Source organism: Tsukamurella strandjordii (assembly GCF_039525985.1).
Taxonomy (GTDB): Bacteria; Actinomycetota; Actinomycetes; order Mycobacteriales; family Mycobacteriaceae; genus Tsukamurella; species Tsukamurella strandjordii.
In genome coordinates this window covers 279,548-300,351 of record NZ_BAAAII010000008.1, presented here as the reverse complement: position 1 = coordinate 300,351, position 20,804 = coordinate 279,548, and the positions used below count along the sequence as shown (strand labels likewise).

Below are 20,804 nucleotides of genomic sequence, written 5' to 3'. Positions count from 1 at the left end.
CTAGAACGTGGTCGTCTTCGCGACGTCCACGCTGACGCCGTGCCCGTCCCGGGTGAAGACCGTCCGCTCGGGGCCGGCGGTGACCACCCAGCCGTAGGCGGAGTAGGCGCTCCCGTAGCGCAGGGTGGTGGCCGGCGCGGTGACCGCCATGTTGCCGTAGTACCAGCCGAGTTCGCCGCCGCGGTAGACGAATCCGGTGGCCGGCTCGCCGGTCTTCGCGCGGTAGCTGCGGCCGAACTCCTCGGACTGGCACTCCACCAGGTCGGCGCGGATGTTGCAGGTGGTCTTGCCCGATGCGGTGAGCACCCGGCTCGCGCCGCCGGGACCGGGCGGCAGCGGCGTGGGCGCCACCGTGTCGTTCGCCGTGACCGGCACCGTCGGCGAGGTGCTCGGGTCCGCACCGCCCGGATCGCCGGACGGTGCCGTGGTCACGGTGACCGTGGGACTCGCCGTGGTCCCGGCGCCGCCGCAGGCCGCGGTGAGCAGCAGGGCCGCGGCCAGTGCCGTCGTTGCCGTGAAACGCGTCGATCGGTGCATGCCCGGCCTCTCCTCGGTGTACGCACTGTGATCGCCCGCAGCGGCTGATGCGTTAGCAGCGGACCGGAACCGGACATCGCGGCCACGGGCGATAAGGTGGACGCCATGCCTCGTCCCACGATCCGCTTCGACCGGGTCGCGTGGACCGTGCTCGGCCTCACCGCTCTGGCCCTGGTCATCGGCTATCAGATCAAGGCCCAATGCACGGGCGCGCCCTTCGACGAGTTCGGCCGGTCCATGGGCTTCGCCGATACCCCCACCCGGATCTGCTACTCCGACCTGCAGTACCTGTGGTCCGGTCGCGATGTGAACAACCACGTCTTCCCGTACCTCACCGGCTGGATCGATGCCGACGGCAAGCTGCAGGGCGGCGCGATCGAATACCCCGTGCTCAGCGGGCTGCTGTTCTGGGTGGGTGCGATCGGCGCCACCAACGACGCCGAGTTCCTGGCGCACATGGCGCTGCTGCTGGCGCCGTTCGGCCTGCTCACCGGCTGGATCCTCGCCAAGGTCTCGGGCCGCACCGCCGCGATCTGGGCGATCACGCCGCCGCTCGCGCTGTACGCCTTCCACAACATGGAACTGCCGGTGGTCGCGGCGGCCACCGCCGCCTTCGGCGTGATGGCCTGGGCCGACCGCAACGGCGGCTCGATCCGGCTCCCGGCCATGGCCGCGGCCGCGATCCTGGCCATCGGCTTCGATCTGAAGATCTACCCGGGCCTGTTCGTCGCGCCGCTCGTGCTCTACGTGCTCACCCACGGCCGGGGCGGCACCGTCGCCCTGCCCGACGGTCCCGGGCCGCGGGCCCGCGTGGACTGGCGGCTGCTGGACTGGGTGGGCGCGGCGGCCACAGCCGCCACCGCCGTGGTGGTCGCGGTGGCGATCAACGTGCCCTTCATGGTGTTCGGATACGAGGGCTGGCGGGCCTCACTGAAGTTCCAGGAGCTGCGCACGGCCGACCTGTCGACCAACTCGGTCTGGTACTGGGGCGTGCGCGAGATCTTCGGCGACCCGGCCGACTACGACGACTTCGTCTCCGGGGCGTCGCCACTGCTCATCGTCGCGGCGATCGTGGTGCTCCTGGTGGTGGGCTGGCTCCGGTACCGGCGGACCGGCGTGTACCCGTGGCTGGGCGTGAGCGGCGCGATCCTGGCCGCGTTCATGCTCTTCCACAAGGTGCACTCGCCGCAGTACGTGCTGTGGCTGCTGCCCTTCTTCGTCCTGCTCAAGGTGGACTGGCGTGCGATCGCGGCCTACCTGGTGTTCGACCTGAGCCTGGAACTCACCGTGTGGAGCTACTTCTCCGAGCACGCGGCGAACCAGCCGATCACGTGGTGGGTTCAGTGGGGCGTGTGGATCGGCGTCTGGGGCCGGGCCGCGATGCTGCTGTTCTTCCTCTGGTACCTGCCCGGTCGGCCGCTGCGGCTGCGTAGCGACTGCGGCAGCGAGGACGAGTCCGGCGCACCGTCGAGCGGGCCGCCCGCGGGATCGTCCAGCGGCGGCGAGAACGGCCCCGGGAACGTGGACCGCACCAGATCCTCGTCCGGATTGTAGATCTGTCGGATCACCAAGGCGCACAACCCGATCACAGCGATATCTCGGAGCAGGACCGCTCCGGTGAAGGCCTGTTCGGGCAGACCCTTGTTCTGCATGCCCAGGAAGTACATCATCCGCGGTACCCACACCAGCGCATCGATCGTCATCCACGCCAACAGAATCCGCGTGTGCGGGATCGCCAGCACGGCCAGCGGGACCAGCCACAGCGAGTACTGCGGGCTCCACACCTTGTTCACCAGAAGGAATCCCGCGACCAGCAGGAAGGCGAGCTGGGCCACCCGGGGACGGCGCGGCGCCTTCAGCGCGAGGTAGCCCACGCCCACGATCACCAGCAGGAACAGCACCAGCGTGATCATGTTGGCGGTCGTGGAGGCGCCGCCGCGTGGGCCGGTGCCCCCGAACACCCAGCCCCCGGTGAAGGAGCTGATCACCGCGTAGATCGAATCCATATCGACGGCGCGGATCGAGTTGCGGTGGAAGAACTCCCACCACCCCTTCGGCCACAGCGCGAGCACCGGCAGGTTCACCGCCAGCCAGGCCGCAGCGGCGGACGCAGCGGCGGTGGCCCAGGGCCGCAGCGCGCCCGCACGCAGGCACAGGAACAGCAGCACCACCAGGAGGAAGGCCGGGTACAGCTTGGCCGCCGCGCCCAGGCCGAGGATCACGCCCGCCCACGCCGGACGGTTCCGCGCCCACAGCAGCATCCCCACGGCGGTGGCCGCCACGGCGATCGCGTCGAAGTTGGTGAAGGCGTGCACGATCACCAGCGGCGAGGCCGCCATCAGCATGACGTCCCAGGGCCGGCGGGCGGCCCCCGATAACAGGGTGGTGGCCCACACCGCGATCAGCCAGAACAGCGCCAGGCCCACCGCGGCCACGGTGAAGAACAGCACCACCTCGATGGCCGCCGGCACCCCCCACTGCTCGTGCAGGTAGGTCCACAGCTTGGCCACCCGCATCGACAGGTACTGGTACATGCCGGTGAGCACCGGGTACTCCATGTACCGCTCCTGCGGCTGTCCCAGCGGATCGGTGTCGAAGAACTGCGTCTTGTAGGGCATCAGGCCCTCGTTGAGCCGCTCCGCGGAGTACAGCGGCACGGTGTCCGAGTAGCACATCGACGCGTACGGTCGGTTCGCCGACCAGTCCAGCACCAGGTTGCCGTTGTCGTTCTTCTGTTGCAGGCAGCCCGCCTTCGTGGTCCAACCGAGCGCCAGAAAGAGCACCGCGACCAGCAGGATCAACCGCAGCGGCGTGAAGAACCGCTGGAATCCGATCAGCGCGTGCGCGCCGACCGGGCCGCCCAGCGCCGTCGAGAAGTCCCGCGCGACCGGGTTCGTGTAGCTCGGGATGTCACGGTCGGGTTCGGCCACCGTGGCCGGGTCGAACCGCCCCGGGCTCACGTGCAGCCGGTCGTCCTCGGTCTGATCCGTCGCGGGCTCCGACGTCACGGCACCGGGTTCGGGACCCTCGGCGGCACCGTCTGGCCCGGGTTGTTGTTAGGGCCCTGGCCCGGCACCGGGCGCCGCGGCGGCGTGGTCGGCTGCCCCGGGTACGTGGGGTAGCCGGTCTGCGGAGTGGTGGTCGGATCCCACGGGAAGGTGGGCATCGGCACGCCCGGCAGGCCCGGGATGGTGCGCGAGGTCTCCGGACCGCTCGGATCGGCCGACGAGGACGCCGACGCCGAGGCCGGGCTGCTGCGCCGCGTCTCGACCGGCACACCGGCCTGTCCGCCGATCGCGCCCGGCGTCGGGAAGGTCTCGTAATCGGTACCCGACAGCGCGCCGTCCATCGTCTGCTTCCAGACGGTCGACGGAACGCCGGAACCGTAGATGCTGCCGCCCCACTGGTTCTTGATCGGGCCGCCCGCATCGTTGCCGACCCACACCGCGGTCGAGATCGACGGGGTGTAGCCCACCATCCAGGCGTCCTTGTTCTGGCCGGTGTCCTGGTACTGCGCGGTGCCGGTCTTGGCGGCGGAGGCGCGCCCGCCGGCGAGGCCGTTGCCGTTGGAGTACGAGGCGATCGGCTGCAGGGCGGCGGTGGTGTTGTTCGCGACGTCCTTGCTCATCCGGCGCTCACCGGGATCGCTCTGCCGGTCCAGCAGGGTGCGGCCGTCGGCGGTGGTGACCTTCGAGATCAGGTGCGGTGCGCGGTAGATGCCCTCGGCGGCCAGCGTGGCGTACGCGGACGCCATATCGATCGGCCGGCTCTGGTACTGGCCCAGCACCACGCCGCCCTCGACGCCGCTGCCGTCGTTCTGCTGCAGGGTCTTGGAGATGCCGCCGAAGCTCTCGGCGATGCCCGCCTTGTGCGCGGCGTCGGCGACGTCCTGGGCCTGGTTCCGCAGGTCCATCATCAGCCGGTAGTACACCGTGTTGAGCGACATCTTCATGGCCGTGGCCAGGTTGCAGGAGCCGCAGGACTCGCCCTCGGAGTTGGTCACCGTGACGCCGGTGGTCTTCAGCGGCGCCGAGGAGTACACCCGCGACAGCGGGATGCCCTGCTCCAGGCCCGCGACCAGCGCGAACACCTTGAACGACGATCCGGTCTGCAGGCCCGCCTGGACGCGGTCGTAGCCGTTGCCGTCCTCGCCGCCGTAGTAGGCCATGACGCCGCCGGTCTTCGGATCCACCGAGACGATGGCCGTGCGCAGGTCCTTCGGCTGGTTCTCGGCCATGTTCCGGGCCGCCTTGACCGCCGCGGCCTGGGCCGCCGGATCGATGGTGGTGGTGATCTTGAGGCCCTGGGTGTTCAGGGTCGACTCGTCGATCCCGGCGTCCTTGAGCTCGCGGAGCACCTGGGTGCGGATCAGCCCGTTCGGGCCGGCGGACAGCTCATCGCCGCCCTGGTTCTTCGACTGCTGCGCCACGCGCGGGAACTTCAGGGCCTTGCGCTGCGCGGGGTCGAGGTTGTTCATCTCGACCATGCCGTCGAGCACCTGGTTCCAGCGGCCCGTGGCGTCCTTGAGGTTGGTGGCCGGGTCGTACATCGACGGTGCGCGCACCATCGCGGCGAGCAGCGCCGCCTGATCGACCTTGAGGTCCTTGGCGTCGACGTTGAAGAAGGTGCGCGAGGCCGACTGCAGGCCGTAGGCGCCGCGACCGAAGTAGATGGTGTTGAGGTACGCGGCCATGATGTCGTCCTTGGACCAGCTGCGCGACATCTTGGTGGAGATGATGAGCTCTTTCCACTTACGGGTCAGCGAGGATTCGTCGCCGACGACCGCGTTCTTCACGTACTGCTGCGTGATGGTGGAGCCACCGCCGGCGTCCTGTCCGTCGCTGGCGACGCCCGGGATGCGCAGCCACACGGCGCGCGCGAAGCCCTTGAGCGAGAACCCGGGGTTGGTCATGAAGTCGCGGTCCTCGATGGCCATGATCGCGTTCTTCATGACCTGCGGGATCTCTTCGGACGGGATGATGGTGCGGTTGCCCTCCGGCGGAACCACCCGTGCGATCGGGGTGTTGCCGTCCTTCATGACGATGGTGGCCACCTGGTTGGTCTCGATCTCGCCCGGCTGCGGCACATCGGCGCGCCAATACCCGATACCGAAGGCCACGACGGCCACCACGAGGATCGCGGCGACCGCGGTCACGCCGGCGGTCACCACCTTGCGAATCGTCGATCCACCCACGAGTCCGCGCAACCCCTTCCGGTCGGGTCCCTCCTCGCCGTTTCCGGCATCGTCTCCGCCGTCGGGCCCATCGGGACCCTTCGGGCCGTCGGGACCGTCCGGGCCGTCGGGACCCTTCGGTCCGTCACCGCCCGATCCGCCGCCGGTGGCGGGGACGGCGGGATCGATACCCCGGGAGACGACGGGCGGCTCCTCGGCCGGCGCCTCGGGTTCGGGTCGCGACGCACCGCCGCGATCGGCCTCGGCCGCGAGTTCCTGCTCGTCGACGGGGCGCCCGGAGAGCGGCTGGTAGGCCGACTTCGCGGGGCCGCCCGGCAGCGGGACGGGTTTGGGGGGTGCGGGCTTGGACGCCGCGGGTTCGGTCCGGGGAGCCTGCGCCGGGGTCGTGGGCTGCGGGTCCGAGGACTGCGGAGCCTGCGACGGAGGCACAGGCTTCGAATCGGCGGGCTTGGGGTCCGCGGGCTTCTGGGCCGCGGGCGTGGGGTCCGAGGGCTGGGGCGGCACGACCGGGAACTGCGCGGTCGGCGCGGCCTGCGGAGTGGGCGACTGCGGGGGCCGCGGACCGCTCGGCTGGGGCCGCTGCGGGCCGCCCTGCGGCGGGCCCTGCGGACCGTTCTGGGGCGCGGGGCTCTGCGGGGGCCGGTTCTGTCCGGCGGGCCCGGGGGCATCGCCCTCGGGGCGCGACGGTCGCCCGACCGCCCCGTTCCGCTCGTCGTTTCCGCCCGGGTTCGTCACCGCTTGCTCTCCGCTCCGTCTTTCGTCGTGATCGTTCTACTTCCCCCGTGCGCGCTCATCCGGGCGCCGCGCGGCGCTTGCGCTTGGGCCGCGGGGGCAGCCCGGCCACGTAGGACTCCACCAGATGATTCCAGTTGCACGACCGGCAGACCTCCACCACGTGCACCGAGAACTCCGGCCGCGACGATTCGAGCTCACCGAGCTCTGCGTCGCTACGGGCCGATCCGGAGGCCGGACCCAGCGAATCCCCGAACACCCAGGACACCAGCGTCAGCTGTTCCTTGCGGCAGATGGGGCACAGCACCTCCGACGGTCGGCCGTGGAACTTGGCCGCGCGCAACAGGTACGGATCGGCGTCGCACACCGACTTCACCGCAGTGCGCCCGGCGTTGACCGACGCGAGCAGCGATCGCCGCTGCAGCGCGTAGTCCACCGTTTGCCTCTGCGTTCGCACGGATCCAATGTACGTGCCCCGGCTGGGATACGCCTCGACAAGGGGATACCGCCCGCGGCGTGCCCTCACACCGCCGTGCCATTGCAACGCCCATCACACGCTGGGGTATCGTCCTATATATCGGCGCGATACAACAGCCGATCGCATTGAAGAGATAGATCCACTCGCGTCAGCCCCCTGCGGCCCGGCGCCGCGCAGGAAGGGAGGCGTCACATGCTCGAACTCGCAGTTCTCGGCCTGCTGCACGACTCCCCGATGCACGGCTACGAGATCCGCAAGCGGCTGACGGAACTGCTGGGCCCGTTCCGCGCCTTCTCCTACGGTTCGCTGTACCCCGCCCTGCGCCGCGCGCAGGACGCCGGGTACATCGTCGAAGAAGCCGCGCCGGGCCCCCCTGCAGCTGCCCGCAAGCGCCGCGCGCGCCGTGTCTACCAGCTGACCCCCGCCGGTCAGGAGCGGTTCTCCGCCCTGGTCGCCGACACGGGTCCGCAGAACTACACGGACGACGGCTTCGGCGTGCATCTCGCCTTCTTCACCGCCACTCCCGCCCAGGCCCGGCTCCGCATCCTCGAAGGACGCCGCCGGCAGGTCGAGGAGCGGCGGGAGGAGCTCCGTCGGGCCCTCGCGGCCGGGGGTGCCAGCGAGACGTACACGCGGCAGTTGCACGAGCTGGGACTGGAGACGACGGAGCGTGAGGTGCGGTGGCTCAATGAGCTGATCGCCGCTGAATCGCGCTCCGACCAATTGGATCGGCCCGCTCGCTCCGCTCCCGGAGCCGACCGACTGACACCGAATGAAGGGAAGAACGGTGACTGACAATTCCACTAAGGTGCGCGTTGCGATCGTCGGCGTGGGCAACTGTGCCTCGTCGCTGGTGCAGGGCGTGCAGTACTACAAGGACGTGGCCGACGATGCGAAGGTCCCGGGCCTCATGCACGTCAAGTTCGGCCCGTACCACGTGCGCGACGTCGAGTTCGTCGCCGCGTTCGACGTGGACGGCAAGAAGGTCGGCTTCGACCTTTCCGATGCCATCAACGCCTCGGAGAACAACACCATCAAGATCGCCGACGTGCCGCCCACCGGCGTCACCGTGCAGCGCGGCCACACCCTCGACGGCCTGGGCAAGTACTACCGCCTGACCATCGAGGAGGCGCCGGGTGAGGGCGTCGACGTGGTGCAGGCGCTCAAGGACAACGAGGTCGACGTCCTCGTCTCCTACCTGCCCGTGGGCTCCGAGGAGGCCGACAAGTTCTACGCGCAGTGCGCCATCGACGCGGGCGTGGCCTTCGTCAACGCGCTGCCCGTGTTCATCGCCTCCGACCCGGAGTGGGCCGAGAAGTTCCGCGCGGCCGGCGTCCCGATCGTGGGCGACGACATCAAGAGCCAGGTGGGCGCCACCATCACCCACCGCGTGATGGCAAAGCTCTTCGAGGACCGCGGCGTCACGCTGGACCGCACGTACCAGCTCAACGTCGGCGGCAACATGGACTTCAAGAACATGCTCGAGCGCGACCGCCTCGAGTCGAAGAAGGTCTCCAAGACGCAGGCCGTCACCTCGAACCTCACCGGCCCGCTGTCGGGCAAGGTGCACGACAAGAACGTGCACATCGGCCCGTCGGACTACGTGGAGTGGCTCGACGACCGCAAGTGGGCGTACGTGCGCCTCGAGGGCCGCGCCTTCGGCGATGTGCCGCTGAACCTGGAGTACAAGCTCGAGGTGTGGGACTCCCCCAACTCGGCCGGCATCATCATCGACGCCGTGCGCGCCGCGAAGATCGCCAAGGACCGCGGTATCGGCGGCCCCGTGATCCCCGCCTCGGCGTACCTGATGAAGTCGCCGCCCGAGCAGATCGCCGACGATGTCGCGCGCAAGCAGCTCGAGGAGTTCATCATCGGCGCGGACTAGTCCCCGCGTTCGACTCGATCAGCCCGTCACCCCCGGTCCGTCCGGCGGTGGCGGGCTTTTCGCTGCCGGCGAAAGGTCCGATTCTTCATACTTCTGTAAGCCGCGGGGCACGCGCCGTCGGTAGCGTCGAAGACATGGAAATCGTGCTCGTCCTCGTCGTGATCGCCGCCGTCGCGTTCGCCGGTGTGAGCGTGGCCCGCGGCCGCAACAACAAGGCCGAGGCCCTCGCCGATGCACAGGCCGACGCCCGCGCCACCATCGAACGGCTCTCCGGCCAGGTGAACAACCTGGTCGGGTCCAACGAGGCCGCGCAGCAGGCGCTCGCCGATGCCGGCGAGCGGTACAACGCCGCGGGCTCCCAGATCGCGCAGGCCACCACGCCCGCGCAGGCCCGGCTCGCCAAGCAGACCGCGCTGGAGGGCCTGTACTACACCCGGGCCGCCCGGGTGGCCATGAATCTCGATCCGGGGCCGCCGATCCCCGAGCTCGACGGTCAGCGCGCCGCGGGCTCCGTCACCGAGGACCGCACCGTCGAGGTCGAGGGTCGCGAGCTCGCGGCCTCCCCCGGGCCGTCGGACCGCACGCCGAACTACTACCCCGGCGGCGTCGTGGCCGGCCGCCCCGTGCCCGCGGGCTGGTACAGCGAGCCCTGGTGGAAGCCCGCGCTGGTGGCCGGCGCCTGGGGCGTGGGCAGCTACCTGCTGTTCAGCTCGCTGTTCGCCGGTATGGCCGGGGTCGGTCCGGCCGTGATGGCCGACGGTGCCGGCATGGACGGCGGATTCGACGGCGGCGACACCGGGGGTGACATCGGCGGAGGCGACTTCGGCGGGGACGGCGGCGGTTTCAGCGACTTCGGAGGCGGCGACTTCGGCGGCGGCGACTTCGGAGGCGGCGACTTCGGAGGCGGCGACTTCGGAGGCTTCGACTTCTAGTCCCGCGCACCGTCGGCCCGCACTCTCGCTCCCGAAACGAACTCCCGCTCCCGGAATTCCGGGAGCGGGAGTCTGTTCTGGGAGCGAGAAGATCGTCAGCCCTCCGCGGCGGCCAGCTTCTTCGTGCGGGTGTACAGCACGTAGATCACGCCCACGAAGATGAGCGCGCCCAGGGCCTCGCCCCAGTGCAGGTAGCCCTCGCCGATGAAGGGGAGCGCGAGGGGCTCGTCCTTGTTCGAGACCACCACGATGGCGGCGTACAGCACGCCGAACAGCGATTCACCCACGATGAGGCCGGTCGCGAGCAGCGTGCCCAGGCGCTTGCGCCCCTCGGCGTTGGCCGACTGGTCGGCCCAGCGGTTGTAGTAGTAGCCGAGTGCGGCACCCACCGGGATCATCAGCGTCACGCTCATCGGCAGGTACATGCCCATGCCCACGGCGAGCGGCGGCAACCGGAACTTGCCGGCGCGGGTGAGCACCTCGTCGATCACGATCACGACCACGCCGATCAGCGCGCCCAGGCCGATGAGGCCCCAGTCCAGATCGCCGCCGAAGACGCCCTCGGAGAGCTTCGCGAGCAGCGAGGCCTGCGGTGCGGCGAGCGCGTTATCGCCCGCGCCCGGAGCACCGACGAAGCCGAAGCCCTTCTGCAGCAGATCGAGCACCGGCGGGATGATCGCCGAGCCGAAGGCGACACCGATCACCAGGGCCACCTGCTGCTTCCAGGGGGTGGCGCCCACCAGCTGACCGGTCTTGAGGTCCTGGAGATTGTCGTTGGAAATGGTGGCGATGCCGAAGACGATCGCACCCGTGAAGAGCGTGTACGCCACGAGCGCCAGCGATTCGTCGCCGGTCGAGGGGCCGTACACCGCGCGGATCAGCAGCGCGGCGGCGATCACCACGAGGATGCCGACACCGGAGATCGGGCTGTTGGAGGCGCCGATCAGGCCGGCCATGTAGCCGCACACGGAGGCCACGAGCAGGCCCAGCACGAGCACGAAGAGAACGCTCAGCGCGATGATGCCGCCGGCCTTCCCGTCGAGCGCGGTGTCGGTGGTGAACAGCCACAGCAGCACGCCGACCGGAACCATGGAGACCAGCACGACGCCGGCCACGTAGGGGAACGGAATGTCCCGCTCGGTGATGTCCACCAGCTGGCCGTCGCGGCGCTTGCGCGCCGAGGCGATGGATTCGCCGATGCCGCGCAGCACCGGTCCGAGCACCTTGAGCAGCGTCCACACGGCGGCCACGCCGATCGCACCGGCGCCGATCAGCCGGATGTCGTTCTTGAAGACGCTGTTGACCACGTCCGAGAAGGCCTCGCTGCCGCCCAGATCGCCCGCGGTCCAGATCGGGAGGAGCACGAAGTAGGAGATGACCAGGCCCACGATCATCGCGATGCCCACCGTGACGCCCACCAGGTGACCGACGCCGATCAGCGCGAACGACAGGCCGGGAACCACGATGGTGCCGCCGCTACCGATCTTCACCGGGATCGAGATCGACTCGGCGACCACCTTCATCTTCGCCAGCAGCGCGTAGCCCGCGGAGGCCAGCGAGCCGACGAGGATCAGGCGCAGGCCGGTCTTGTTCTCCTTGGCGCCCTCGGCGGTGTCGCCCACCTTGAGCACCTCGGCGGCCGCGACACCCTCGGGGAACGGTAGATCCGATCCCGTGACCAGTGCCCGCCGCAGCGGGATCGAGTACATGACGCCCAGGACGCCGCCCACCAGGCAGACCAGGGTGGTGGTCCAGTACGGGAAGCCCTGCCACCAGCCGATCATCACCAGGCCGGGCAGGATGAAGACGATGGCCGAGAGCGTGCCCGCGGCCGACGCGATCGTCTGGACGATGTTGTTCTCGATGATCGAGTGGTTCGCGAAGTAGCGCAGCAGCGCCATCGAGATCACGGCGGCCGGGATCGAGGTGGCGAAGGTGAGACCCACCTTGAGCCCGAGATAGGCGTTGGCGGCGGTGAAGACGAGCGTGATCACGGCACCGAGTGCGATGCCGCGGACTGTCAGCTCGCGCACGCCGGATCGCGGCGCGGCGGAAGCCGGACTGGACATGTGTACCCCTTATCAGCGGTGAGGGTCGGGTCGACCGACGAGAAAACCCTAGGACCAAGGCCGCGATCGTATGCCGCAAACGGGACAGGTCGTGCGGTGAGGTACCGAGTCGTAGGCTGGCGGGGTGCGAAATCCCCTGCGTTTCGGTGTGGTGATCCTGCCTCAATTCCCATGGCCCGAGGCCCGGCGGCGGTGGCGCAAGGCGGAGGAATTGGGCTTCGATCACGCCTGGACCTACGACCACCTGTCCTGGCGAACCCTGGCCGATCAGCCCTGGGGCGCCACGATCCCCACGTTGACGGCGGCCGCGCTGGTGACCGAGAAGATCCGTCTGGGCACCTTCGTCACCTCGCCGAACTTCCGGCACCCGGTGCCCTTCGCCAAGGACCTGGGCACCGTCGACGAGATCTCGGGCGGCCGCCTGGTGTTGGGGATCGGTTCGGGCGGAACGGGTTTCGATTCCTTCGTGCTCGGGCAGGAGGAGCTGAGCCCGCGGCGGCGGCACGAGCGTTTCGTGGAATTCACCCGCGGCCTGGACGCCTTGCTGCGGTACGAGACCGAGCCCGGCGGCATCTCCTTCGACGGTGACTTCTTCCGCGCCGTCGACGCCCGCATGGTGGGCGAGCCGGCGCAGCGCCCGCGGATGCCCTTCGTGCTCGCCGCCAACGGCCCGAAAGGCCTGCGACTGGTGGCGGAACTCGGGCAGGGCTGGGTGACCACCGGCCCCGACGGTGACGGCGGCGACGCCTGGTGGTCGCGCGTCGCCGAGCTGAGCACGCGGCTCGACGATGCACTGGCCGAGGCCGGGCGCGATCCGGCGAGCATCGAGCGGCACCTGTCGATCGACTCGGGCGGAACCTACAGCCTCAGCTCACCCGATGCGGCCGACGATGCCGTGGGGCGCGCCGCGGAGCTGGGCTTCACCGACGTGATCCTGCACTGGCCGCGCCCCGACGAGCCCTACCTCGGGACCGAGGACGCCCTCGACGCCTTCGCCGCGCGGCACCTCACGCCCGCAACGTCCTGATCGGGAGACTGGGCCGGCTTCACCGCACGGAGGTTCGTCCCGGCGCAGTGGTAGGTAGCGCTACGGTTTGACCCTCCCGTCACGGGAGGCTTTACGGTCGCGGTATGGAGATCACGGTCCTCGATACGTACACATCCATGCTGACAGTCCTGCAGGCGCCTGCCGCTGAGCGCCCGGCGCTACTTGAGCGAATGTGGCAGCCGATGATGGGGATGTACCGGTACTTCCCCGGACCCGTGGACTTGGCGGCGATGCACCGGGCCTCGTCGGGATTTCCGCTTGACCGTGACACGGAAGCTTGCATCGACGCCGTCGAGCGTCTGCATGCGGCGGATGCCTGGGGACGGGTCGAGCGAGCGCTTCATGAGGCCTCCGCCTGGCTCCAGGATGGGCTGGAGCGGGTCGATCTACCGGCAGTCACAGTCCTGCTGGTCGTGGGCGACCCGGGTGATCGGATCTTTCTCGAGGAGGCGCTCGGCCTCACCGCGAACGGCAGCGTCACCGGCTATCTGTATCTGAATATCTGGCCATCCCCGGAGAATCTCGAGCGGGTCGAGGCAACGGCCGTGCACGAATTCGACCATAACGTGCGGTATGCGCCAGGCGGCGTCGTCTGGGACCCGACGACGGTCACCGTCGGCGAGCAGATCGTCTCCGAGGGGCTAGCGGATGCACTTGCCCGCCAGCAGTTCGGCGACGAACTCGGAGCCTCCCGGATCGGCGTGCGTCACCGTCACGACGATGCGCTGTTCGCGACCGTTGCCGACCATCTGGATGTCACGGGGATGCAGAACTTCGCCTCATGGGTGCTAGGCGACGCGATCGCGGGCCGGTTCGGTGCCCCTCCTCTCGGGGTGCCGACCGGTGCCGGCTACGCAGTCGGCAATCGGCTCGTCGACACCTATCTCGCCGTGCGCAGGATTACCGCCGCTGAGGCGGTGCACACCGACGCGCAGGAAGTCATCGCTGTTGGCCTCCCCGAAGACCGCGGCTGACCCGCTCACAGCTCGGCCACCACCGACTGCTGCGGTCACCCGACGCCGCGTCACTACGGCCCTGTGAGCGTGCGGGCTACGAGCGGCGTAGGTTCGATGTGCGAACCAGCTCGGTGACCCACCGAGCCCGACCCCATGGAAAGGCGCCCGGTGGCACTGCGGACCTTCGGCCTCTCGATCGTCGTCACGATCGCCGCCCTGATCGTCGCGTACCTCTACGGCGGCCCCCAGGCACTGTTCCTCACGGCGATCCTCGGTGTGCTGGAGATCAGCCTCTCCTTCGACAACGCCGTGATCAACGCGACGGTGCTGCGCCGGATGAGCGACTTCTGGCAGAAGATGTTCCTCACCGTGGGCATCCTGATCGCGGTGGTCGGCATGCGACTGCTGTTCCCCCTGGCCATCGTGTGGATCACCGCCGGGCTCGATCCGGTGCATGCCATGCGGCTCGCGCTGAACCCGCCGACCGACGGCTCCCCCACCTACGAATCGCTGGTGACCGCGGCGCATCCGCAGATCGCGGCCTTCGGCGGCATCTTCCTGCTGATGCTGTTCCTGGACTTCGTGCTGTCGGAGAAGGACGTCACCTGGCTGAGCTGGATCGAGAAGCCGCTGGAGAAGATCGGCCGGCTCGATCAGCTGTCGGTGGTGATCGCCTGCGGCGCATTGCTGTACACCGCGATGTACATCGCCCACCCGGGCGAGGAGACCACGGTGCTGGTGGCCGGGTTGCTCGGCCTCATCACCTACCTGGTGGTGAACGGGCTGGGCGAGCTCTTCCACATCGACGAGGAGGCGGAGATCGCCGACCTCGACGCGCAGAGCAAGCCGAACAGCGGACCGTCGGACCTGGCGAAGGCGACGGGCAAGGCGGGCTTCTTCCTGTTCCTCTACCTCGAGGTGCTCGACGCCTCGTTCTCCTTCGACGGGGTGATCGGCGCCTTCGCGATCACCGCCGACCCGATCATCATCGCGTTGGGCCTGGGCCTGATCGGTGCGATGTTCGTCCGCTCGATCACGGTGTACCTGGTGCGCCAGGGCACGCTGTCGCAGTACGTGTACCTGGAGCACGGCGCGCACTGGGCGATCGGCGCCCTGGCGGTGATCCTGCTGTACTCGATCGGGACCCCGGTACCGGAGGTGGTCACGGGACTCATCGGCCTGGTGCTGATCATCGCGGCGATGATCTCGAGCGTGATCCGCAACCGCCGGATCGCGGCGGGGCAGGTTCCCGCGGACGCCGCCTGACGGTACTTTGCCTCCGCGTTACCAAGACTTTCCCTGCCGCTCACGTGGCCCTGAGACATTGTCGCTGATTCACTCAGCCGATCCCCGCCTCAGCCCCGAGGGAGCCTCATGCGTCTGCCCAATCTGCGCCTGCTCGTCGATCACGACGGCCAGTCCACCCGCTCGCACACCACCTGCAAGTACAAGTGCGGCGAGCAGTGCTTCCGTCCGCACGACAACACCTCCGAGAACGAGTACTTCGGCGATCTGACCCGCCGCACGGTGCTCAAGGGCGCGGGCATCGCCGCGGTCGGCGTGGGTGCGACGACGGTGCTCGCCGCGTGCGGTGATGCGAGCACGGGCTCGGCGGGTTCGTCTTCGTCGGCAGGTGCGGCGCCCGGCGCCGATATCAAGGCTCCCGGACTGAATTTCACCTCGGTCGCCGCGAACAGCGAAGACCGCGTGGTGATTCCGCAGGGGTACGAGCAGGCCGTGGTGATCGCTTGGGGCGATCCGGTGCTGCCCGGTGCGCCGAAGTTCGACTTCGACAACCAGACTCCCGAGGCGCAGGCCCAGCAGTTCGGCTACAACAACGATTTCACCGATCTGATCCCGGTGGACGGTAAGCCGGACACCTTCCTGATGGTGTGCAACCAGGAGTACACCACGGGCAAGCACATGTTCAAGGGCTACGACGAGAAGAACCCCACCGAGAACCAGGTGCGCGTGGAGATGGCCGCACACGGCCTGGCCGTGGTCGAGGTGAAGGGCGAGCCGGGTTCCGGCAAGCTGACTCCCGTTCTGGGAGAGTACAACCGGCGCGTCACGGCCTCGACGGAGTTCGAGCTGCGCGGCCCGGCGGCGGGTTCGTGGTTCTGTAAGACGGCGACCGATCCCACCGGCACCCGGGTGCTGGGCACCATCGCCAACTGCTCGGGCGGCATCACCCCGTGGGGCACCATGCTGTCCGGCGAGGAGAACTACACCAACTACTTCTCCGGTGCCGACACCCCGCCGATCGACGGCCTCAAGGAGGGCTGGAAGCGGTACGGCCTGGGCAAGGATTCGGACTACCACAACTGGGGCAAGTACGAGGACCGGTTCAACCTGGCCAAGGAGACCAACGAGGCCAACCGATTCGGCTACATCGTCGAACTCAATCCGCACGATCCGCGCTCGACCCCGGTGAAGCATTCGGCCATGGGCCGGTTCAAGCACGAGGGCTCGAACATCCACGTGACCTCCAACGGCACCGTGGTGGCGTACTCGGGCGACGATTCGAAGTTCGAGTACATCTACAAGTTCGTCAGTTCGCGAAAGATCCAGGACGGCAAGGGTCCCGCCGCGATGGAGTCGAACATGCGGATCCTCGACGAGGGCACGCTGTACGTCGCGAAGTTCGACGGCCCCAAGGTGGAGGACGGCAAGGTGCCCGCCGGCGGCTACAAGGGCACGGGCAAGTGGATGCCGCTGCTCACGGTGGACGCCGCGGGCAAGGCGACCTCGCACATCGACGGGATGCCGGCCGAGAACGTGGCGGTGTACACCCGGGTGGCGGCCGATAAGGCGGGCGCCACCAAGATGGATCGTCCCGAGGACATCCAGCCGCACCCGAAGACGGGCAAGGTGTACTGCGCGCTCACCAACAACAGCGATCGCGGCGCGGAGGGCAAGGCCGGGATCGACGCCGCCAACCCGCGGGTGAAGAACAAGAACGGCCAGATCCTGGAGATCACCGACGATCACACGGGCACCGAGTTCTCCTGGGACCTGCTGCTGGTGTGCGGCGACCCGGCCGCGGCCGATACCTACTACGGCGGCTACGACAAGACCAAGGTCTCCCGGATCAGCTGCCCCGACAACGTGGCCTTCGATTCCTTCGGCAATCTGTGGATCTCGACCGACGGCACGCAGGACACCTTCAAGAGCAACGACGGCCTGTTCGGCGTGGTGCTGGAGGGCAAGGACCGGGGCCTGACGAAGCAGTTCCTCACCGTGCCCTACGGCGCGGAGACCTGTGGTCCGGTGATCCGGGATAACCGCGTTCTTGTCGCAGTTCAGCATCCGGGTGAGACAGACGACGGCGGCGCCGGCAGCCCCACCTCGCACTGGCCCGACGGCGGGACGAATGAGCCCCGACCTGCGGTGGTGGCGATCTGGAAAACAAACGGGAGCATTGGTTCGTAGCGCGATCGCAAACTCTCCCGCCATCTGACGGTGTCGGTCCGGCCGTTCGGGGGACCGGCACCGCCATAATCTGTGCCTAGTATCGGAGTCATGACCCCCGCGTCCCATGACTCCGGCGCCGCCTCCACCGCCGCACTCGATGCGAGCATCGGTGAGCTGGCCGCCCAACTGCGCTCCCCACTCCTGCAGCTGCACTTCCTGATGAAGCGCACGACCCCGGGGCCGGATCTGACTCCGGCGCAACAGTCGGCCCTACAGAGCCTGTTGCGGCTGGGTCCGGTGCGGATGGGCGAGCTGGCCCGCTTCCTGCGGATCCGGCTGCCCTCGGCGACCAGCGCGGTGGACGGTCTGGAACGGCTCGGCCTGGTGCAGCGCAGCCCCGATCCGGACGACGGGCGGGCCGTGGTGGTACAGCTGTCCGAGCACGGCCAGCAGCTGACCTCGGAGCTGATCGCGGCGCGCAACGCCGTCCTGGCGCGGCACCTGCACGAGTTGTCGGAGGAGGACCGCGTGCATCTGAACGCGGCGATTCCGGCGCTCAACCTGCTGATCGACCGCTACCGCGAGGACGGCTGAGGAATCCGTCACAGGAGCTTGCTCTTCGTGAGCCATATTGCTTAGACTTTCGTAGTAATACGAGAGGAGCTGCACGTGACGATCACCGCCGAACAGAACGCGGACCACGCACACCCGAGCTTGCGCGACACACTTTCCCACCAGCCCAAGGCGGTGTGGGTCACGGCGTTCGCCGCGGTGATCGCGTTCATGGGCATCGGCCTGGTCGATCCGATCCTCGAATCGATCGCCAAGGGGCTCAACGCCACCCCGAGCCAGACCACGCTGCTGTTCTCCTCGTACCTCGGCGTGCAGGTGATCGCCATGCTGTTCATCGGCTGGTTCACCTCGATGTTCGGGGCCAAGCGCACCGTGATCGCGGGCCTGCTGCTGATCGTCGTGGCCTCCGGCGCCTGCGCCCTGGCGGGCTCGATCGGTGAGCTCGTGGCCTGGCGCGCCGTGTGGGGCCTCGGCAACGCCCTCTTCATCGCCACCGCGCTCGCCGTGATCGTCTCCGCCGCCACCGGCGGCCAGCAGGGCGCGATCCTGCTGTACGAGGCCGCGCTCGGCGTGGGCCTGGCCGTCGGTCCGCTGCTCGGCGCCGTGCTCGGCGGCATCTCCTGGCGCGGTCCGTTCGCCGGCACCGCGACGCTGATGCTGATCGGCGCCATCCTGTGCGCCACCATGCTCACATCCGATGCGGCCGAGGCCAAGGCGAAGCGCGCCACCGAGGGCACCGTCTCCCCCATGGCGCCCCTGCGTGCGCTGCGCCAGCGCGGGTTGTTCCTCACCGGTCTCGGCTCGGCGTTCTACACCGCCGCTTTCTTCACAGTGCTCGCCTGGTCGCCCTTCGTGCTGCACAAGAGCCCGTACTTCGTGGGCGCCGTGTTCGTGGGCTGGGGCCTGCTGGTGGCGGTGAGCGGCGTGTGGCTCGCCCCCAAGGTGGCCGCCTCGCTCGGTGAACGACGGGGCGCCATCGCCGCCGTCCTCGGGTACGGCGTGCTGCTACTGATCGCGGCGATCGGCCACGAGAACGTGGCGGTCGTGGTCACCGTGGTGGTGCTGTCGGGTATCCCGTCCGGCGTGCTCAACACCCTGTTCACCGGCACCGCGATGTCGATCGCGGATGCACCCCGGCCCGTGGCCTCGGCCGGCTACAACTTCCTGCGCTGGGCCGGTGGCGCCATCGCCGCGACCGGTGTGGCCCACGTGGCGCAGTGGTTCGGCAGCCCGGCGGCGCCCTTCTTCGTGGGCGCCCTGGCCTGCGTGGTGGCCGCCGTGGTGCTCACCCAGGTGCGCGACAGCAAGGCCGATACCCACGAGGTGCCCGCCGAGGCCGCCCTGGTGGGAGACCAGGAGTTCTGATCCGTTCGCGCGCAGAGCGGCACCGTCCACGCCGGACGGTGCCGCTCTCGTCGTTCGGCGGTGAACTACCGTGGAGCGCATGAGCGAACAACGCCCTCTCGCCCTGATCACCGGCGCCTCCCGCGGGCTCGGCGCCCAGATCGCACGGCAGCTCGCCGAGACGCACGACCTGGTGCTCGGCGGCCGCCCCTCCCCCGAACTCGACGCGCTCGCCGCGGAGCTCGGGGCACTCACTTTCGCCGCCGATCTCACCGACCATGCGACGGTGGCCGCTCTCGCGCAATCGATTCCACGCCTCGACGTGCTCGTGCACAACGCCGGGATCGCCTCGATCGCACGGATCGAGGACACCACCGCAGACGACTGGCGCACCATGTTCGAGGTGAATCTGCTGGCCGTGGTCGAGCTGACCAAGGCACTGCTGCCGGCACTGCGCGACGCGGGTGGCCATGTGGTACTGATCAATTCGGGCGCGGGCAAGCGCGCGAACCCCGGCTGGGGCGCGTACGCCGCCAGCAAGTTCGGCCTCACCTCGTTCGCCGAGGCGCTCCGCGCCGAGGAGCCCGCCCTCCGGGTGACGAGCATCTTCCCCGGCCGCATCGACACGCAGATGCAGGAGGGGATCTTCGCCCTCGAAGGCCGGGACTACTCGGCCGACAACCTGCTGCGCCCCGAGACCGTGGCGCGCGCGGTGGTGCAGGCCGTGCACACCCCCGCCGATGCGCACCCCACGGAGATAGTCCTGCGCCCGCGCTGATCGTCACCGACTGGACCCACCTCCCGCAGCGTGCGGCCTCGATCACAGCGCTGCGTCGATCGCCTCCGCCCGCAGCACGTGATCCAGGATCAACGTAGCGCTCCCCTTCACGCTGGACATCTCGCCGTGTGTCGACGGAAGGATCTGAAGTTCACGGGTCGCCAGCGTAGTGGCGTTGCCGTACACCGATTCCCGGAGTCCGGCTACGAAGAGGTCGTAGGCTCCGGCCATATCGCCGGCGATGATCAACGCGTCCGGGTTGAGCAGGTTCACGGCGCCGGCGAGCACCTCGCCGATATGGCGACCACTGTCCCGGATCAGCCTGCGCGCCTCCGCATCACCGGCGATCGCCAAGTCCACCAGATCGCGGACGTGCGCCACTTCGCGACCCTGATCGCGTAGGTCGCGGACGAGTGCCCAGCCCGCGGCCACCGCCTCCAGGCAACCCGTGTCGCCGCAGCGGCACGAAATGCCGGCGGCACTGGGGATCTTCGTGTGCCCGAATTCGCCCGCGCCGCCGCGCTTACCGCGTTGCAGCGCGCCACCGGCAACGATGCCCGCGCCCAGTCCGGTGGACGCCTTGATCAGCAACATGTCGTCGAACCGATCGCGCTGTCCGCGACGCTCGGCCAGGACGATCACATTCGCATCGTTGTCCAGCAACACGGGCGCAGCCGTGATCGATCGCAGATAGGGCGGCAGCGCGATGCCGTCCCAACCGCTGATCGCAGGAGAGTCCAGACTGCATCCGCGCTGCGGATCGGCGGTGCCGGGAATGCTCATCCCCACCCCGCGGACCTCCTCGGGGCGGCGACCGCTCTCCCGGAGGAGATCCTCGAGGCGAGCGACCAGGTCCGGCATCAG

General features: G+C 69.0%; 16 protein-coding genes and 1 pseudogene. 11 read left to right on the top strand and 6 right to left on the bottom strand.

Annotated features, from left to right (window positions below):
- Nucleotides 1–537, bottom strand: coding sequence for a hypothetical protein (locus tag ABD108_RS16015; RefSeq protein ID WP_343930795.1), 537 nt, complete (start codon nucleotides 535–537; stop codon nucleotides 1–3).
- Between the two features lie 105 nt (nucleotides 538–642).
- Here ABD108_RS16015 and ABD108_RS16010 point away from each other — a divergent pair.
- Nucleotides 643–1,719 (top strand): annotated as a pseudogene (locus tag ABD108_RS16010) (hypothetical protein); the annotation flags it as partial.
- 158 nt (nucleotides 1,720–1,877) lie between these two features.
- Here the strand turns inward: ABD108_RS16010 and ABD108_RS16005 are convergent.
- Genes ABD108_RS16005 through ABD108_RS15995 form a run of 3 tightly spaced genes read right to left on the bottom strand, consistent with a single transcriptional unit; the run spans nucleotide 1,878 to nucleotide 6,920 of the window.
- Nucleotides 1,878–3,497 carry a glycosyltransferase family 87 protein gene (locus ABD108_RS16005; protein ID WP_343930932.1) on the bottom strand — a complete coding sequence of 540 codons (1,620 nt, stop codon included), beginning with the start codon at nucleotides 3,495–3,497 and terminating at the stop codon, nucleotides 1,878–1,880.
- A gap of 44 nt (nucleotides 3,498–3,541) precedes the next feature.
- Nucleotides 3,542–6,466 carry a transglycosylase domain-containing protein gene (locus tag ABD108_RS16000; RefSeq protein ID WP_343930794.1) on the bottom strand — a complete coding sequence of 975 codons (2,925 nt, stop codon included), beginning with the start codon at nucleotides 6,464–6,466 and terminating at the stop codon, nucleotides 3,542–3,544.
- 55 nt (nucleotides 6,467–6,521) lie between these two features.
- The gene (locus ABD108_RS15995; protein WP_220657225.1) at nucleotides 6,522–6,920 is read right to left on the bottom strand and encodes a DUF5318 domain-containing protein; all 399 of its coding nucleotides are present in this window, start codon (nucleotides 6,918–6,920) and stop codon (nucleotides 6,522–6,524) included.
- A 213-nt stretch (nucleotides 6,921–7,133) separates the two neighbouring features.
- On the opposite strand from ABD108_RS15995, the gene ABD108_RS15990 reads away from it, so the two are divergent.
- The 3 genes from ABD108_RS15990 (at nucleotide 7,134) to ABD108_RS15980 (ending at nucleotide 9,758) form a co-directional block, all read left to right on the top strand.
- Nucleotides 7,134–7,736, top strand: a complete 603-nt coding sequence (locus ABD108_RS15990; protein WP_305112239.1) for a PadR family transcriptional regulator — start codon at nucleotides 7,134–7,136, stop codon at nucleotides 7,734–7,736.
- A complete protein-coding gene (locus ABD108_RS15985; RefSeq protein WP_220657223.1) occupies nucleotides 7,714–8,826 on the top strand; it encodes an inositol-3-phosphate synthase in 1,113 nt (370 codons plus the stop codon). The genes ABD108_RS15990 and ABD108_RS15985 overlap by 23 nt, the downstream gene beginning before the upstream one ends.
- 134 nt (nucleotides 8,827–8,960) lie before the next feature.
- On the top strand, nucleotides 8,961–9,758 hold the full coding sequence (locus ABD108_RS15980; protein WP_343930793.1) for a DUF1542 domain-containing protein: 798 nt from the start codon (nucleotides 8,961–8,963) through the stop codon (nucleotides 9,756–9,758).
- A gap of 95 nt (nucleotides 9,759–9,853) precedes the next feature.
- Here ABD108_RS15980 and ABD108_RS15975 read toward each other — a convergent pair whose 3' ends face one another.
- Nucleotides 9,854–11,827, bottom strand: coding sequence for an OPT family oligopeptide transporter (locus ABD108_RS15975; protein ID WP_343930792.1), 1,974 nt, complete (start codon nucleotides 11,825–11,827; stop codon nucleotides 9,854–9,856).
- Nucleotides 11,828–11,951: 124 nt separating this feature from the next.
- Between ABD108_RS15975 and ABD108_RS15970 the strand changes: the two genes are divergently transcribed.
- The 7 genes from ABD108_RS15970 (at nucleotide 11,952) to ABD108_RS15940 (ending at nucleotide 19,940) form a co-directional block, all read left to right on the top strand.
- Entirely contained in the window at nucleotides 11,952–12,854 is a 903-nt protein-coding gene (locus ABD108_RS15970) for an LLM class flavin-dependent oxidoreductase (RefSeq protein WP_343930791.1), read from the top strand.
- Nucleotides 12,855–12,958: 104 nt separating this feature from the next.
- A complete protein-coding gene (locus tag ABD108_RS15965) occupies nucleotides 12,959–13,849 on the top strand; it encodes a DUF2268 domain-containing putative Zn-dependent protease (RefSeq protein WP_343930790.1) in 891 nt (296 codons plus the stop codon).
- 150 nt (nucleotides 13,850–13,999) lie between these two features.
- Nucleotides 14,000–15,097, top strand: coding sequence for a DUF475 domain-containing protein (locus tag ABD108_RS15960; protein ID WP_220657219.1), 1,098 nt, complete (start codon nucleotides 14,000–14,002; stop codon nucleotides 15,095–15,097).
- 108 nt (nucleotides 15,098–15,205) lie between these two features.
- Complete coding sequence (locus tag ABD108_RS15955) at nucleotides 15,206–17,263, top strand: PhoX family protein (RefSeq protein WP_343930789.1); 2,058 nt, start codon at nucleotides 15,206–15,208, stop codon at nucleotides 17,261–17,263.
- A gap of 90 nt (nucleotides 17,264–17,353) precedes the next feature.
- Entirely contained in the window at nucleotides 17,354–17,839 is a 486-nt protein-coding gene (locus tag ABD108_RS15950) for a MarR family winged helix-turn-helix transcriptional regulator (protein WP_220657217.1), read from the top strand.
- 75 nt (nucleotides 17,840–17,914) lie between these two features.
- Nucleotides 17,915–19,183: an MFS transporter gene (locus tag ABD108_RS15945; protein ID WP_343930788.1), complete on the top strand. Its 1,269-nt coding sequence runs from the start codon at nucleotides 17,915–17,917 to the stop codon at nucleotides 19,181–19,183.
- Nucleotides 19,184–19,262: 79 nt separating this feature from the next.
- Nucleotides 19,263–19,940 (top strand): SDR family oxidoreductase, encoded by a 678-nt coding sequence (locus tag ABD108_RS15940; RefSeq protein ID WP_343930787.1) that lies wholly within the window; start codon nucleotides 19,263–19,265, stop codon nucleotides 19,938–19,940.
- A gap of 42 nt (nucleotides 19,941–19,982) precedes the next feature.
- Here the strand turns inward: ABD108_RS15940 and ABD108_RS15935 are convergent.
- On the bottom strand, nucleotides 19,983–20,804 hold an 822-nt coding region (locus ABD108_RS15935; protein ID WP_343930786.1), incomplete at its 5' end, for an ROK family protein.